This window comes from Nocardiopsis sp. iso_238, from assembly GCF_056173325.1.
Map to the genome: position 1 here is coordinate 426,308 of NZ_CM149668.1, position 14,198 is coordinate 440,505.

Below are 14,198 nucleotides of genomic sequence, written 5' to 3' on the forward strand. Positions count from 1 at the left end.
CCATGACGACGACGCCGGAACCCGTCCCGGCGCGCTGAACCGTGTTTTCGACAGGCCCCGGGGCGAGTGCCCCGGGGCCTTCGTCCTGCGTTCACTCGTCCCACACCAGGAGGAACGAGATGACCGCACAGCACGACCACCGCAGGCTCGGCCGTGAGCTGGAGCTCTTCGGCACCGACCCGTTGATCGGCTCCGGCCTGCCCTACTGGCTGCCGGACGGCGCCGCCGTACGCCACGCCCTGGAGGAGTACGTCCGGGCCGCCGAGCGGCGTGCGGGCTACCAGCACGTGTACTCGCCGGTGCTCGGCAAACGCGAGCTGTACGAGATCTCCGGGCACTGGACCCACTACCGCGACGACATGTACCCGCCGATGGACCTGGGCGGCGGTGACGAACAGCTCGTGCTGCGGCCGAGCCTGTGCCCGCACCACGCGGTGATCTACCGATCCCGGTCACGCAGCCACCGCGAACTCCCGCTGCGTCTGGCCGAGCTCGGCGGGATGTACCGGTCCGAGCGCTCCGGGGTCCTGGGCGGGCTGGGCCGGGTCCGCGCGATCCAGCTCAACGACGCGCACGTCTTCTGCGCCCTGGAGCAGGTCGTGGACGAGGCGGGCGCGGCGCTGGAGCTGGTGCGGCGGGCACACGCGGCCATGGGGATCTCCGCGACCCGCCACCGGCTGTCCCTGCCCGGTCCCGGTGGCAAGTACGTGGACGCCCCGGAGCTGTGGCGCCGTTCCACCGCCCTGCTCACCGAGGTCCTGGAGAGCTCGGGGCTGGACTACGAAAGGGCCGAGGACGAGGCGGCCTTCTACGGGCCCAAGATCGACGTGCAGTTCACCGACGCGGCGGGGCGGGAGTTCACCCTCTCCACCGTCCAGGTGGACTTCCACCAGCCGGAGCGGTTCGATCTGACCTACGTCGGGGCCGACGGCGCACGGCACCGGCCGGTCATGGTGCACCGGAGCGTGGTCGGCAGCGTGGAGCGGGCGGTGGCCCACCTGATCGAGGTGCACGGCGGTGCGTTCCCGGCCTGGCTGGCGCCCGTGCAGGTCGTGGCCGTGCCGGTCTCAGGAGACCAGGTCGCGGACGCGGAGCGGCTGGTGGAGCGGTGTGTGGAACTGGGTCTGCGCGCGGAGGTCGCCGGACCGGAGCGGGGCAGTCTGGGCGCGCGGGTCAGGGCGTCCCGGCTGGTGCCGTACCAGGCGGTGATCGGCGGCAGGGAGGCGCTGGCGGGCACCGTGGCCGTGCGGCTGCGGGACGGCCGCCGGTTGGACCCGGTGCCCGCGCACGCGTTCGTGGAGCGGGTCCGCGCCCTGGTGGGGGCGCACACCGCCGAGCTCTGGCCCTGAGACGGTCCGCCCGCCGGGGATCGGCCCGGCGGGCGGCCGCCCGCGCCCGGGACGCGTCCGTCAGCTCCACTGGCGCCGCATGGTCCAGCGGTCCGAGGCGGCGTCACGGGAGATGTCGATGATGCTGGGCTGCCCGGTCTCGGACTCGGCCGAGACCCGGAGCAGATGGATGTGCGTGGCCGGTACGCCCGGGGCTCCGGGCCGGGCGGGCCAGTCACCGATGATCCGGCGCACGCGGAAGGTGTGGCCGCGCCAGGTGAACTGCGCCGGGTGGCCACGGTCGGTGGAACGGACGTTGATCTGGTCGTTCAGGAGACTCACGAGGCACAGTCTATCGAACGTGTGTTCGAACGAGTCAAGCCTCCTGAGGGTGGCGAGGGTCGCGCTTCGTGACTGAGTCCCTGGTCGGAGCGGTCGCCATCCCCGCCTGTGGGCTACAGGAACACCCGGCCCCGGCGGTCGCGGTCGCGCAGGGCGGCCATCCGGCGGGTGTTGCTGGGGCGCCGGGAGAGCAGGTGGTAGAGCAGGAGCGCGCAGCCCCGGTCCGTGCGGGCCCGGGCGGCCATCTCGCCCAGGTTCACACGCGGGTACAGGGACGGGCCCCCGGCGAAGAGCCGCACCCCGTGCGCGCCCTCGGGCACGTGCGCGTGGGCGTGGTTGTCGGCGGTGTACTCGGAGGCCCGGGACAGCGCCGAGCCGAGGCCGGGGACCAGGTCGGCGCCGAGGGTGGCCACCCGCCGCCAGTACCCCGTGTGCCCGGCGGCGACGTGGCCCACCTGGTGCGCGACGAGGAAGGCGAGGGCCTCCCGGTCCTGGGGGAGGCCCCGGTCGTCGAAGACGGCGTCGGGGAGTACCAGGTAGCGCCGGAACCCGTGCGCGGCGGCGTCCGCGCGCACCGAGACCGGCCCTGGGCGAACGTAGGCCTCCGGGGCCCGGGGCAGCCCCATGTCCCGCGCCAACGACACCACCACCCGGTAGGCCTCGGGGAACTGGGTGGGCGAGATCCGGACCGACTCCGCGCGCTCGCGGGCGTACCGCAGGCCGCGCGCCGACCAGCACACCAGCGGTACCGCGGCCAGTGACAGCGCCGTCCACAGCAGTGAACCCGACACTGACCACACCAGCCGCAACAGCACCGCGGTCAGCACCAGCGTCACCGTCACGCACAATGCGAGCAGCGGTCTCTCCCAGGGGTGCGCCGAGGCCGGGACGACCTCCTCGTCGGCGTCGGCCGGGTACGGCTCGCTCGCGTGCGGGGAGGGCTGGTGCGCCGACCACGGTCCGGGGACGGTGGTGCAGCCGGGGACCCCGTGGACCGCGCTGGTCGGGGAGGTCCCCCAAGACGGCATGGAATGTCGCATACTGCTCCCCTCGGGCCGCCCTTGACAGGGGATGACTACTCCCTGTGCCTAAATATTACTTTCCGCTTCCCTTCGTGTGGTGTGGTTGGGGGCGGCGTGTCCGGGCTCAGGGGTGTTCGTACCGGCGGAACTCCTCCGCGAGCTCGTCGAGGAAGTGGTCCACCTGGGCCGGGTCGTACCCCGGGCGCGCCCGGGTGGTGGCGAACTGGACGCGCTCCACCTCGGCGGCGGTGAGCGTGGCCCGGTCCGGCCTTCCCTGGAGGAGGACCTCCAGGGTGTACTCGGCGCGGTCCAGGAACTCGTCCACCTCCTGCTCGTTGTAGCCGGTGGTCAGCCGGGTGGTGGCGAAGCGCTTCTCCCTGATGTCCCCGGGCGCCATCCGAGGGCCGCCCGCCGGGCCGCCGGGCGGCTGGTCGGAGCGGTGCGGGTCCGCGTACCCCGGTCCCTGGCCGGGAGGGGGCTGGCCGGGTCCGGCCTGACCCGGGTGCGGGGGCAGGGGAGGCGTCGCGGCGGGCTGGCCCAGGCCGCGGCCGGCGAGGTCGGCGACGACGAGGTCGAGGAAGTCGTCCACCTCGTCCTCGCGGTAGCCGGGGCTCATCCGGGTGGTGCGGAACCGGGAGTTGCGGATCTCGTCCGCGGTGAGCAGCGGGCCCGTGCGCGGCCCGCCCTCCAGCGCGACCAGCGTCGCCTCGATCCGGTCGAGGAGCGCGTCCACGTCCTCCTCGTTGTAACCCGGGCGCAGACGCACCGTGTGGAACTTCTTGTTGCGGATGTCCGCCGGTGTCAGAGGCATGGTCCCCATTGTGCAGTTCACGAGGTTCGTAGGTGCGGTATCACGCGTCCGCGTGTGCCTCCGGGGCCGTTCGGACGGCCGCCGGGCCCCGCCGAGCGGCCGGACTCCGTTCTCCGCCGAGCGGAGACACGCGCGGAGTGCGGACGCGGGAGCGCCGGGGGGAACACACGGTTCGCATTATGCCGAGGGGAGGTGACCCGTGCCATACCGGCCGGTGGTTCTGGCCGGGTGCGGACGCGACCCGGGCACTGACCAGGCCCCTTCCGTCGGGGTCTTCCTTATAAGACGCCCCGGCCGAGAGAAGGTTTACCGGAATCCAAAAGAATAACCGGAATTGCCGAGAGTGGTTACTCAGTGCGTTCAACCGTTCATCGTGATGTTTTTGAGATCAGTGATCATGCATTTGATCATTACTTGGACTGTATTGTCTCCGTAGGGAATGGAAAGCAACTCGGCCGGTTCTTCCGGCTCTTGCCCTCTGCGGGCCGAAACCGTGCACGCTCTCTATTTTCGCAGGTCATGGGCTTCTGTGTGCCTTGACCGTCCCCCATTCGACCCTGGTCCGTGATTCCGCGTTCCGAGACTTCCCGCCTTTGTGTTCCGGCGGTGGAAGCCCAGACCAGGCCTGGCCCCGACCCATGTGGGCCTGGACGATCCAAACGAGGATTGATCTTGAAGAACGCTTCTCGAATCTCCGCACGCCGCGTGCTCCAGGGCGGTGTCGCCTTCGCCGCGCTGGGTGCTCTCACGCTGGGCGCCGCCTCGCCCGCCCACGCCGACACCTACGGGTGGGGCTACGCCTCGGCCCTGGGCGCCTCCTCCCCCACGCAGACCTACATCACCAAGGACCAGACGGTCTCGGACACCTTCAGCGGCGCCATCGGCGACTGGCTGACCGTTGAGGGCACCACCACGGCCACCGTGAACTCCAGCGGCGCCACCGGCACCGCCGTGGTGGACACCGCGCGCATCGTCATCACCGAGGCCGACCTCCCCGGCATCCTCGACCCCGAGGAGGACGAGGACGAGGACGAGGAGACCCCGGACGACGACGAGGACGGCGAGGACGAGGGCGACGACGACGCGTCCGAGGGCGAGGAGTCCCCGGAGGACGGCGACGGCGAGGGTGACACCGACGTCCCGGACGACGGCGACACCGACCAGCCCACGGACGAGCCGTCCGAGCAGCCGACCGAGGAGCCCGCCCCGCAGCCGACCGAGGAGCCCTCCGCCCCCGCCGAGGACGGTGACGACGAGGCCGAGAGCACGACCGCCTCCGCCGACGTCATCGAGCTCGACGAGGAGAACTCCGAGCTGGTCGACGGTGGCAGCGACGTCCTGCTCGAGGCCACCATCAACGGTGCGAGCGTCTCCACCAGCCAGGGCTGGGACGGCGCGGTCAACCACGGCTTCGACGCCGGGGTCCTGGGCGCCTCCACCCTCCAGGCCGACGTCGAGGGCGAGACCGTCGAGCTCTCCGTGTCGCTGGAGCCCGTCAGCGCGGTCCACGAGACCGAGGACGCCGGTTTCGTCTGGAACGACGCCATCACCGACATGTACATCACCTTCAGCGTCGGTGACGAGATCGTCTCCGGCTTCCTGATCGCCGAGAGCGCCGCGGGCATCACGACCGGCACGGTCGACGGCGGTGGGGACAACGGCGGTGGTGACAACGGCGGTGGCGACGACGACGCCAAGAACCCGCCGGTCAAGGAGCGCGACGCGGACACCGTCCCGAAGACCGAGGCCAAGGACGCCCAGCCCCTGGCCCAGACCGGCTCTCCGCTCGCCGGGCTGATCGCGGCCGGCGCCGCGATCGCCGCCGGCGGTGGCGCCGCCGCCTACCTGGCGCGTCGCAAGAAGAAGAACGGCGAAGAGGCCCCCGAGACCAACGAGGGCTAGGTCGTGTTTTTTGGATCATTCCGCGCTCGCGTCCACCAGGCTGCCTCTCGCTGCGCCGATGAAGCTCGGACAGCCAAACCCGGGCTGACCTTCGCTCCACGGCTTGCGAGAGATTGCCTGGACGGCCGCTCGCATCGATGGCGGCTCCGCCGCCACCGGCGAAAGCATCCAAAAAACACTCCCTAGTCGGACCTCCGACCGTCCGGCCGCGTGAGTCGACCGGCCCGGACGGTTCGGGGTGACTGACGGAGGCGGGCCCCGGGGAGAGATCCCCGGGGCCCGCCTCCGTGTGTTCGGGGCGGCGCCTACCCGCGCAGGAGGTAGGTGGCCAGACCGCGGGCGATGGCGTCGGCGGCGCGCTCGCGCCACTCGGGGTCCTCCAGGAGCTCGGCGTCCTCGGCGTTGCGCATGTTGCCCGCCTCCAGGAACACCTTCGGGACCGTGGACATGTTCAGCCCGCCCAGGTCCGTGCGTTCGTCCAGGCCGTCCTCGGCCAGGTAGTCGGCGTAGGGGATCCCGCTGCCCTCCAGGTACTCGCGGCGGAGGTCCTCGGCGAACAGCGCGGAGGGCTCGACGATCTCCTCGGTGAACCCGCTCACCTCGCCCGGGGTGATGACGTGGAAGCCCCGTCCCGAACCCGGTCCGCCGTCCGCGTGGATGGACAGGGCGACGTCCGCGTCGTTCTCGTTGCCGATCTCGGCACGCTCGTTGACGCACGGCCCCACGCCCTCGTCGTCCTCGCGGGTGAGGACCACCGTGGCACCGTCCGCCTCCAGCCGTTCCTGGACGAGCAGGGACAGCTCCCAGGTGAACTCGTGTTCGGGGTAGCCGTTGACGCTCTCGGCGCCGACCGTGTCGCAGGCCTTCTCGCCTGGGCCAGCGGGCACCATCGCGTTGATCTCGCTCGGGGCGTCGGCGTTGCCCCCGTTGTGACCCGGGTCGATGACCACGACCCGGTCACCGAGCGGGCCCTCGCCGGGTGGGGGCGCCTCGTCGTCGGTGCTGGGGGCGCCGGACCCGTCCTCCGGGCCGGGGAGCGGAGGCGCCGCCGTGGGGTCGGTTCCGGGTGCGCCGCCCGCCGGGGACGAGCAGCCCGCGGTCCAGACGACGGCGAGCGAGAGCAGGGCCAGGGCGCGTGTGGCGCGGCTCCGGCGCCCTGTGGGTGCGCAGACGAGCATGCCTCAAACCTAGCCGCTGTCCGTGACCCCGCCGTACCCGCACAAACACGGACGAAAGGCTCTCGCCGTGGCGCGAGTCCGCCCCGCCCCGGTGTCCCGGGGAGCGCGCGCCCGCGCCGTGTCCTGCCCCCGGGGCGGGCGCGGAGCCGGTGGGATCACCCACGGCGACCAGCGCTGACGGACCTCCGGCGGCGGGGTCCCGGGTGGCCCGCCGAGGGGATCGCGCTCGGCCCCCATCACCGCTCACCCGCCACGCCCCCTGGAGCACTGTTCCGTTCGGTTCGGCGTTCCACCGGCTCACAACGGTGCGTCGGCGGCGCTCCGAAGGCCGTGAAACGCCGCCCGACGGCGACGGAACGGTTTCCGTTTTGTGATCAAGCGACTAGGCTCGCCGTGTGGAGCGTTCCGCACACGGCACTCCACAACGAACCCGTCCACGACCGGCGCGGGAGTGCGCACACCCCGCCCCGGAAACACCGCCCCCGGCCCGCGAGGCCGGTCGGAACACCCCGACACGACGCCACGGCGCCGGGTCGGGACCGGCCCCAGGGCCGGTCATCCCCCAGATGCAACAGGAGTGTCGTGGTGACTCCCGCCAGAATGTCCGTTCGCCGCCTCCTGGTGGGCGGAACCCTCTTCACCGCCCTCGGCGCGCTCGGGGTCGCGTCCGCCTCCCCCGCCTCCGCCGACCAGCTGGTCTGGGCCAACGCGCAGGCCTGGGTCGGTGACGGTGACCTCGTCTCGGGATACTCCACCGCGATCAGCTTCGGTGGTGAGACCGAGGACGCCGCCGGTGCCGACCCCGTCGTGGGCGACCTCGCGCGGTTCGCGCGGGTCGAGGGCGAGAGCCGAACCCTGGTCAACGACAGGGGCGCCCTGGCCCAGTCGGCGGTGGATCGGGCGACGGTCCGGATCGGGGTGGACGACCTCATCGGCCTCGGCATGATCGACCCGGTCGACGGCGCGGGCGGCGAGGTCGAGGAGACTCCGACGCCGGAGCCCGAGAGGGGCACCGAACCACCCGTCGAGGACGAGGGCGGGCCCGAGGAGGGGGAGTCCGGAGACCAGGGACCCCGGTGGTCGGACCGGCCCACCCCGGACACGCCCTTCCAGGACCCTTCGGAGGAGCCCGGCGCCAGCGCCACACCCTCCGAAGAGGACGTGGTGGTCCTCGGTGAGGAGGAGTCCGAGACGGTCTCCGCCGACTCCAACGCGGTCGAGTTCTCCCTCACGGACGTGCGGACCAGCGCGGCCGCGGCCTACGACGGGGCGACCGAGACGACCTTCGAGTACGGGGAGCTGACCGCGTTCGGTGAGCCCGTGACCGACTTCGAGGGAGACCACCTGGCAGAGGAGACCCTGGAGGTCCTCGACGAGAGGGGCCGGACACTGGTCGAGGTGCCCGTCAGCGTCCGCTTCGTGACCAGCTCCGGCACCTTCGACGACGAGGACGAGGACTGGGAGGGCGAGGGCGTGCGTTCCTCGTTCTCGGTGTCGGTCCAGGTCGGGGACCCCGAGCTGGGTCAGGGGTTCACGGTGGACTTCGCCGACTCCTGGGCGATCGGCTCCACCCACATCGCGGCGGACGCGCCCGGTGAAGGGGAGCGCGGTGAGGGGGAACGGGAGACCGCGTCCGCGAGCCAGCGGCTGGCCACCACGGGGAGTTCCCTGGCGGCGCTGGTCACCGCGGCGGTGGTGGCGGTCGGCGGCGGGGCCGCGGCGACCTTCCTGGCCCGCAAGCGGACCACCGCCATGGATGACCAGATCGAGGACTGACCGCGGCCGGTCCGCCCCGGTCGGGGGCCGGGGCGGGGACCCGTGCCCCGGGCGGTGCGTGAGGGAGGGCGGGCCACCCCGTACGGGTGGCCCGCCCTGAGAAATCTGTCAGCAGCCGGAACGCGTCCAGCCGTTCCCCCCGGAATCGGCACAGACCGGGGAGATCACTCCGTGCGCTGGCTGGGGATTCCGGCCAGCAGGGCGCGGACCTCAGTCTCGCGGTAGCGGCGGTGGCCACCCAAGGTGCGGATCGAGGTCAGCTTGCCCGCCTTGGCCCAGCGTGTCACGGTCTTGGGGTCAACGCGGAACATGGTGGCAACCTCGGCGGGGGTCAACAGGGGCTCCGCCTCGGGCGTGCGAGTCGACATGTGTACGGCCTCTCCTCCTGGATCTGTGTGCCGATCCTTGAGCCTGATTCCTGGCACTTGGCCCGGATGTCCAATAGTCCCACTTGAGTCCTATTGATATCACCCGAGGTGTTTGCGCGACCACTCCAAGCAACTTTGCACGTGGGAGGCCATTGAAAGCCGCCCGTGGCCGCGTCACGCTAAGTGATTCTAGCGACACGTTTAGTGGCATGTGGCGTATTCGGTCAAAACTTCGTTCTCGGGCCTCGTTTTTCTCGATCCGGAGAACCCGAAGTGCTAGGGCGGGGCTGACCGAAACCCGGGGGCCGAGTCTGGGGGAGGAGAGCGCGGGCCCTGGTCGGTCGCCGTTCGGGGTGGTGTGGGGCGGAGCGGCGGGGTGGGCGGCCGGTCCGCTGCGGCAGGGGGGTCGGGCCACGCGATTCCTCGGCGTGGCAGGGTTTCCTGGTTACTCTGAGTGCTCTCTGTGGTCGACTCGCTACAGTCTACGCCGATCCCTATCGGGCGTTATGCCCAGTTTCACGGCGCTTGGAGGGGCGTTCTCGGCGGGTGGAAGCGTGCGCCGCCGTCACGTGCGAAAAGACGGTTTCGTGCGGCCGAGAAACCTGGTGTACCAGGTTGGGGTGCGGCGTGGCGCCCCCGTGTCCCGGCTCGCACCCCGGTCGGGATGACGACAGGGCGTGCGAAGTGTCCAAGAAAGGTCGACCGGAACATGACGGTCAGTTGGCGTGCTCCAGGGCGCGCACCGACCTCCAGCGCCGCGTGAGCCTCGCTCGCAGCTCCTTCACCCGGGAGCCCTCGCCCCTGGCGAGCGACTCCACGGCCTCGGCCACCTCCGCCACCGAGTGGTCCTCGCTCAGGTGCTCGTCGCTCAGCAGGTGCGGCAGCCCCCCGTAGTCCAGTTCGAGCAGGGACTCGGGGTGCGCGGTCGTGGCCAGCCACTCCGTGAGCCGTTCCGCAGAGGAGGAGACCGCGTGCTCTCCGACACGTTCCCGCAGCACCGCCGCCGTGTGCTCCAGGCGGCGGCGGGCCAGCGCGGTCCTGGTCAGGTACAGCAGGGTCCTGGTGGGTCCGGCGGACAGGACGAGGCAGCGCTCCTGCGGCTCGAAGGCGACGAACCACGGGATCGGGATCGTCCAGTTGCTGGACAGGATCCCCGGCTCCGCCAGCGCGCCCGAGTCGCGCCACTGCCGGTATCCCGTCTCGGCGCGGTCGGCCTCCCTGGCCGGGACGAACGCCTCCACCATCGGGCGGGGCATGGACTCCGTGAACTCCCCGAACGCGCGCCAGGACCGCAGGCGCGTCTGCCACGGGCACACGTACAACCGCTCGTTCACCCGGCGCAGGTAGGCGTCCCCGCTCTCCTCGGCGGGCGCGACCACCGGCGGGGTCGCGATGGTCCGGCCCAGACTCTCCGCGTGCTCCGCGGCGAGGGCGTTCACGCGTTTGGGTCGGTCCGGGGACTCCGCGTACCCCTCCCAGTACCGACGGTCACGAGGAGAGAAGGCCGTGATCGGCTGGTAGACGCGCAGATACGCGGTGTAGGGCAGCACGATCGCATCGTGGCACAGATCGTTCCGTCTGGCACTCACCGTGAGAACGGCCAGGCAGGGAGGGGTTCCGTGCGCACACCACATCCGTCACACCCGGGTGGCGTAGGCACGGTGGGGTCCGACCAGGTACGGTTGTATGTGTACGTAAGCTGGCGCCAGACGTCAGTCGCGTTTGACGGCCGTCAGCCTGGTAGTGCGGGTTAGTAAGTGATCTGGGGTTCGTCGGAACCCAATCGTTGAGGGGGTCGAGCCAATGGGGCGCGGCCGAGCCAAGGCCAAGCAGCAGAAGGTCGCCCGGAAGCTCAAGTACAGCTCCGGTGGGACCGACCTTGAGCGGCTGCGGTCGGAGCTGGGTGTCGCTGAGGACGAGGGGTCTCCCTCCGGGCCGTCGGGTCCGGACGATTCCTACACGGAACCTCAGGACGACCTGATCGACCGCTACGCGGATCTTGCCGACAAGTACTCGGACTCCGACAAGTAGACGTCGGAACCGGTCGAGTCTTTCGGGTCGCTCGGACAACAACCGCTGACCTGTAGCGGTCACGGTCCCCGTCGCGGGACCGTCGCGGACAGGTGGATATAGCCGGTGCGAACCACTGCGGTGGTTCGCACCGGCTATGTTCGCGTCCTTCGGGCGCGAACCGGCACCACCTAGGCGCTCCGGTACTCGCCGTTCAGCACGGCCCGTCCGGAACCGCCCTTCACCACGCCCAGGCGCCAGGCCTCCACGCCGCGCCCGGCGAGCACGCCCAGCGCACGGTCGGCGTCGTCCTCGGCGACGACGGCCACCATGCCCACGCCCATGTTGAACGTGGCCTCCATGTCCTCCCGGCTGACCTCGCCCTTCTCCGCGAGGTAGGCGAAGACCGGTGACGGCGCCCACGTGGAACGGTCCAGTTCGGCGTCCAGCTCCTCCGGCAGCGACCGGGACAGGTTGGCGGCCAGGCCACCGCCGGTGATGTGCGAGTACGCGTGCACCTCGACCTCGGCGGTCAGCGCCACGCAGTCCTTCGCGTAGACACGGGTCGGGGTGAGCAGCACCTCGCCCAGGACCCCGCCCAGCTCGGGAACCTCGGAGTACAGGTCCAGGTCGGCCCGGTCCACGATGTGGCGGATGAGCGAGTAGCCGTTGGAGTGCGGACCGGAGGAGGCCATCGCGATCACGGCGTCGCCCTCGCGCACCCGGTCCGGGCCCAGGATCGCGTCGCCCTCGACCACACCCGTGCCGGCCCCGGCCAGGTCGTACTCGTCCGGGTCCATCGCGCCCGGGTGCTCGGCGGTCTCGCCGCCGATCAGCGCGCACCCCGCCTGGTGGCAGCCCTCCGCGATACCGCCGACGATCTCGGCCACCCGCTCGGGCACCACGGCGCCGGTCGCGATGTAGTCGGTCATGAAGAGGGGCTCGGCGCCGCTGACGACCAGGTCGTCGACGACCATCCCCACCAGGTCGATGCCGATGGTGTCGTGCTTGTCCATCTGCTGGGCGAGCATGACCTTGGTGCCCACGCCGTCGGTGGAGGTGGCCAGGACCGGGTCCCGGTATCTGGCCGTGTCCAGACGGAACAGACCGGCGAAACCACTGGCGTCGGTGACCTGCTCGGGCCGGCGGGTGCGCGCGACGTGACGCTTCATCAGGTCGACGGCGCGCTCACCGGCGGCGATGTCGACGCCCGCGGCCGCGTACGCGCCCGTCGCCCCTGTGCTGTCGGCTGCCACGCGAGTTCTCCTCGTGATCGGTGGTGTGCGGTGTTCGCTGTTGAGCGAGCCTCCGGTGCCCGTCCCAGGGCACGCCGGAGGGTCCGGAAGGGGTGTCCCGCCGGACGCGGCGGGCCGCGGCCCGCCGCGCGCGTTACTTGTGGCTGGTGGCCAGGGTGGAGCCCTCGGGGGTGCCGCAGGCCTTCTCCAGCAGGTACTTGCCCTGGGAGTCGGAGTCGACCTCCAACGGGTACACCCCGTCGAAGCAGGCCCGGCACAGCTGGTCCTTGGGCTGCTCGGAGGCGGCGATGAGCTCCTCCAGGTCCACGTAGGCCAGCGAGTCCGCGTTGACGGACTCCGCGATCTCCTCCACCGACAGGTTCGCGGCGATGAGTTCGGCGCGGGTGGCGAAGTCGATGCCGTAGTAGCAGGGCCAGAGCACGGGCGGGCTGGAGATGCGCACGTGCACCTCGGCGGCCCCGGCGTCCCGCAGCATCCGGACCAGCGCCCGCTGGGTGTTGCCGCGCACGATCGAGTCGTCCACGACCACCAGGCGGCGGCCCTCGATGACCTCCCGCAGGGGGTTCAGCTTGAGCCGGATGCCCAGCTGGCGCAGGGTCTGGCTGGGCTGGATGAACGTGCGCCCCACGTAGGAGTTCTTCACGAGCCCCTGGGCGAACGGGATGCCGCTGGCCTCGGCGTACCCGACCGCGGCGGGGGTGCCGGACTCGGGGACCGGGATCACGAGGTCGGCCTCGACCGGGTGCTCCTTCGCCAGGCGGCGGCCCACCTCCACGCGGGTGGAGTTCACGTTGCGCCCGTTGATGGTGGTGTCCGGGCGCGCCAGGTAGACGTACTCGAACAGGCAGCCCTTGCGCTGGGTGGGGGCGAAGCGGCGGGAACGGACCCCGTCGCCGTCGATCACCAGGAGTTCGCCCGGTTCGATCTCGCGGACGACCGTGGCGCCCACGATGTCCAGGGCGGCGGTCTCACTGGCCACCACCCAGCCGCCGGAGCCGGAGTTCTCCCCGAGGCGGCCCAGGACGAACGGGCGGATGCCCTGCGGGTCGCGCGCGGCGAAGAGGGTGTCCTCGTCCATGAAGACGAGGGAGAAGGCGCCCCGAACCTGGGGAAGCAGCTCCAGGGCCGCGTCCTCCAGGGTGTGCCCCTCCTTGGCGCGGGCCGCCAGGAGGTTGGTGAGCACCTCGGTGTCGGTGGTCGCGCCCCGGCGCTGGTCGGGCAGCATCGCGGCCAGTTCCGGAGTGTTGATGAGGTTGCCGTTGTGGCCGAGTGCCAGACCCCCCTCACGCGCGGTGTAGAAGGTCGGCTGGGCGTTCTCCCACACCGGTGAACCGGTGGTCGAGTAACGGCAGTGGCCGATCGCGAGGTGGCCCTTCAGGGAGTCGAGCGTCGCCTCGTTGAAGACCTGGGAGACCAGTCCCATGTCCTTGTAGACGACGATCCGTTCCCCGTCGCTCGTGGCGATGCCCGCGGATTCCTGCCCGCGGTGCTGAAGAGCGTAGAGGCCGAAGTAGGTGAGCTTGCTGACTTCTTCGCCGGGTGCCCAGACCCCGAAAACGCCGCAGGCGTCCTGCGGGCCGCGTTCGAGCGGATCGAGGTCCATGGAGAGCCGGCCGTCGGAGTACGACACACGCACAGCTTAGCCGCTGCCCGACGCCGGGGGGTCACTCGGGGTCAGACGGAACCCCGACCCGTCCCCTCGTCCGACCACAGCGGCAGGTGGGCGGACAGGTCGGAGCGCACACCGCTGGCCCGCACCCCGTGGTCGTGCACGGCTCCCTCCCAGTCCGCGCCGCCCACGGCCAGCCGCAGCCACGTGAGGGGGTCGGTCTCGACCACCCCCGGCGGGGTGCCCCGGGTGTGCGTGGTCCCCTCGATCACCTGGACCGCGCCGTACGGGGGGACGCGCACCTCCAGGCTGCGGCCCGGAACGCGGTCCGCCAGGACGGCCAGGCTGCACCGCACGGCGGCCTTCACCGCGGGGCGGAGCGGCTCCTCGGCGCGCAGGACCGCCCGCGCGGCCGCCGCCACGGCCTCCTCGTCGGTGCCCGTGAAGGCGGGTTCGCCCAGGGCGGAGAGCTGTTCGTCCAGGGCGGAGCGCAACCGGCGCACGGAGCTCGGGGTCAGGGCTGAAGGCATGCACGAGATCCTATGGCGGGGCGGCGACGGAGTCGGGTTCGTCGAGGTCACGGCCTCGGCTCCGGC

Annotated in this window: 13 protein-coding genes; 4 read left to right on the plus strand and 9 right to left on the minus strand. The window is 71.4% G+C overall.

The genetic code is table 11. The features are described from left to right. Positions 1–41: 41 nt before the first annotated feature. A complete protein-coding gene (gene thrS / locus AC0VYL_RS01920) occupies positions 42–1,349 on the plus strand; it encodes a threonine--tRNA ligase (RefSeq protein WP_475482144.1) in 1,308 nt (435 codons plus the stop codon). 60 nt (positions 1,350–1,409) lie between these two features. Here thrS and AC0VYL_RS01925 read toward each other — a convergent pair whose 3' ends face one another. The 3 genes from AC0VYL_RS01925 to AC0VYL_RS01935 all read right to left on the minus strand — a co-directional run bounded on the left by AC0VYL_RS01925 (position 1,410) and on the right by AC0VYL_RS01935 (position 3,512). Then, a complete protein-coding gene (locus AC0VYL_RS01925) occupies positions 1,410–1,670 on the minus strand; it encodes a DUF6504 family protein (protein ID WP_475458458.1) in 261 nt (86 codons plus the stop codon). A gap of 113 nt (positions 1,671–1,783) precedes the next feature. Further along, positions 1,784–2,698, minus strand: coding sequence for a M48 family metallopeptidase (locus tag AC0VYL_RS01930; protein WP_475482145.1), 915 nt, complete (start codon positions 2,696–2,698; stop codon positions 1,784–1,786). Positions 2,699–2,816: 118 nt separating this feature from the next. Continuing rightward, positions 2,817–3,512: a DivIVA domain-containing protein gene (locus AC0VYL_RS01935; protein ID WP_475458462.1), complete on the minus strand. Its 696-nt coding sequence runs from the start codon at positions 3,510–3,512 to the stop codon at positions 2,817–2,819. Positions 3,513–4,175: 663 nt separating this feature from the next. On the opposite strand from AC0VYL_RS01935, the gene AC0VYL_RS01940 reads away from it, so the two are divergent. After that, entirely contained in the window at positions 4,176–5,405 is a 1,230-nt protein-coding gene (locus AC0VYL_RS01940; RefSeq protein WP_475482146.1) for a PT domain-containing protein, read from the plus strand. Between the two features lie 305 nt (positions 5,406–5,710). Here the strand turns inward: AC0VYL_RS01940 and AC0VYL_RS01945 are convergent, their stop codons facing one another. Further along, positions 5,711–6,583, minus strand: coding sequence for an N-acetylmuramoyl-L-alanine amidase (locus AC0VYL_RS01945; RefSeq protein WP_475458466.1), 873 nt, complete (start codon positions 6,581–6,583; stop codon positions 5,711–5,713). Between the two features lie 585 nt (positions 6,584–7,168). Here AC0VYL_RS01945 and AC0VYL_RS01950 point away from each other — a divergent pair. Beyond that, positions 7,169–8,359 carry a hypothetical protein gene (locus tag AC0VYL_RS01950; RefSeq protein WP_475482147.1) on the plus strand — a complete coding sequence of 397 codons (1,191 nt, stop codon included), beginning with the start codon at positions 7,169–7,171 and terminating at the stop codon, positions 8,357–8,359. Positions 8,360–8,523: 164 nt separating this feature from the next. Here AC0VYL_RS01950 and bldC read toward each other — a convergent pair whose 3' ends face one another. Together bldC and AC0VYL_RS01960 are read right to left on the minus strand one after the other, a co-directional pair. After that, positions 8,524–8,727: a developmental transcriptional regulator BldC gene (gene bldC / locus AC0VYL_RS01955; RefSeq protein WP_013155387.1), complete on the minus strand. Its 204-nt coding sequence runs from the start codon at positions 8,725–8,727 to the stop codon at positions 8,524–8,526. 716 nt (positions 8,728–9,443) lie between these two features. Continuing rightward, positions 9,444–10,277 carry a DUF8083 family protein gene (locus AC0VYL_RS01960; RefSeq protein WP_475458471.1) on the minus strand — a complete coding sequence of 278 codons (834 nt, stop codon included), beginning with the start codon at positions 10,275–10,277 and terminating at the stop codon, positions 9,444–9,446. A gap of 253 nt (positions 10,278–10,530) precedes the next feature. Between AC0VYL_RS01960 and AC0VYL_RS01965 the strand changes: the two genes are divergently transcribed. Then, positions 10,531–10,758, plus strand: coding sequence for a DUF3073 domain-containing protein (locus AC0VYL_RS01965; RefSeq protein WP_357756536.1), 228 nt, complete (start codon positions 10,531–10,533; stop codon positions 10,756–10,758). A gap of 170 nt (positions 10,759–10,928) precedes the next feature. Here AC0VYL_RS01965 and purM read toward each other — a convergent pair whose 3' ends face one another. The 3 genes from purM to AC0VYL_RS01980 all read right to left on the minus strand — a co-directional run bounded on the left by purM (position 10,929) and on the right by AC0VYL_RS01980 (position 14,132). Beyond that, positions 10,929–11,993, minus strand: a complete 1,065-nt coding sequence (purM, locus tag AC0VYL_RS01970) for a phosphoribosylformylglycinamidine cyclo-ligase (protein ID WP_475482148.1) — start codon at positions 11,991–11,993, stop codon at positions 10,929–10,931. A 133-nt stretch (positions 11,994–12,126) separates the two neighbouring features. Further along, positions 12,127–13,623 (minus strand): amidophosphoribosyltransferase, encoded by a 1,497-nt coding sequence (gene purF, locus AC0VYL_RS01975; RefSeq protein WP_475458476.1) that lies wholly within the window; start codon positions 13,621–13,623, stop codon positions 12,127–12,129. A 44-nt stretch (positions 13,624–13,667) separates the two neighbouring features. After that, positions 13,668–14,132: a sterol carrier family protein gene (locus AC0VYL_RS01980; RefSeq protein ID WP_475482149.1), complete on the minus strand. Its 465-nt coding sequence runs from the start codon at positions 14,130–14,132 to the stop codon at positions 13,668–13,670. Positions 14,133–14,198 lie beyond the last annotated feature (66 nt).

What these genes read in the sequence shown, in the direction of transcription:
- AC0VYL_RS01930 (WP_475482145.1), bottom strand. Translation starts at nt 2,698, where the DNA reads ATGCCGTCTTGGGGGACCTCCCCGACCAGCGCGGTCCACGGGGTCCCC.
- AC0VYL_RS01935 (WP_475458462.1), bottom strand. Translation starts at nt 3,512, where the DNA reads ATGGGGACCATGCCTCTGACACCGGCGGACATCCGCAACAAGAAGTTC.
- AC0VYL_RS01945 (WP_475458466.1), bottom strand. Translation starts at nt 6,583, where the DNA reads ATGCTCGTCTGCGCACCCACAGGGCGCCGGAGCCGCGCCACACGCGCC.
- bldC (WP_013155387.1), bottom strand. Translation starts at nt 8,727, where the DNA reads ATGTCGACTCGCACGCCCGAGGCGGAGCCCCTGTTGACCCCCGCCGAG.
- AC0VYL_RS01965 (WP_357756536.1), top strand. Translation starts at nt 10,531, where the DNA reads ATGGGGCGCGGCCGAGCCAAGGCCAAGCAGCAGAAGGTCGCCCGGAAG.
- AC0VYL_RS01980 (WP_475482149.1), bottom strand. Translation starts at nt 14,132, where the DNA reads ATGCCTTCAGCCCTGACCCCGAGCTCCGTGCGCCGGTTGCGCTCCGCC.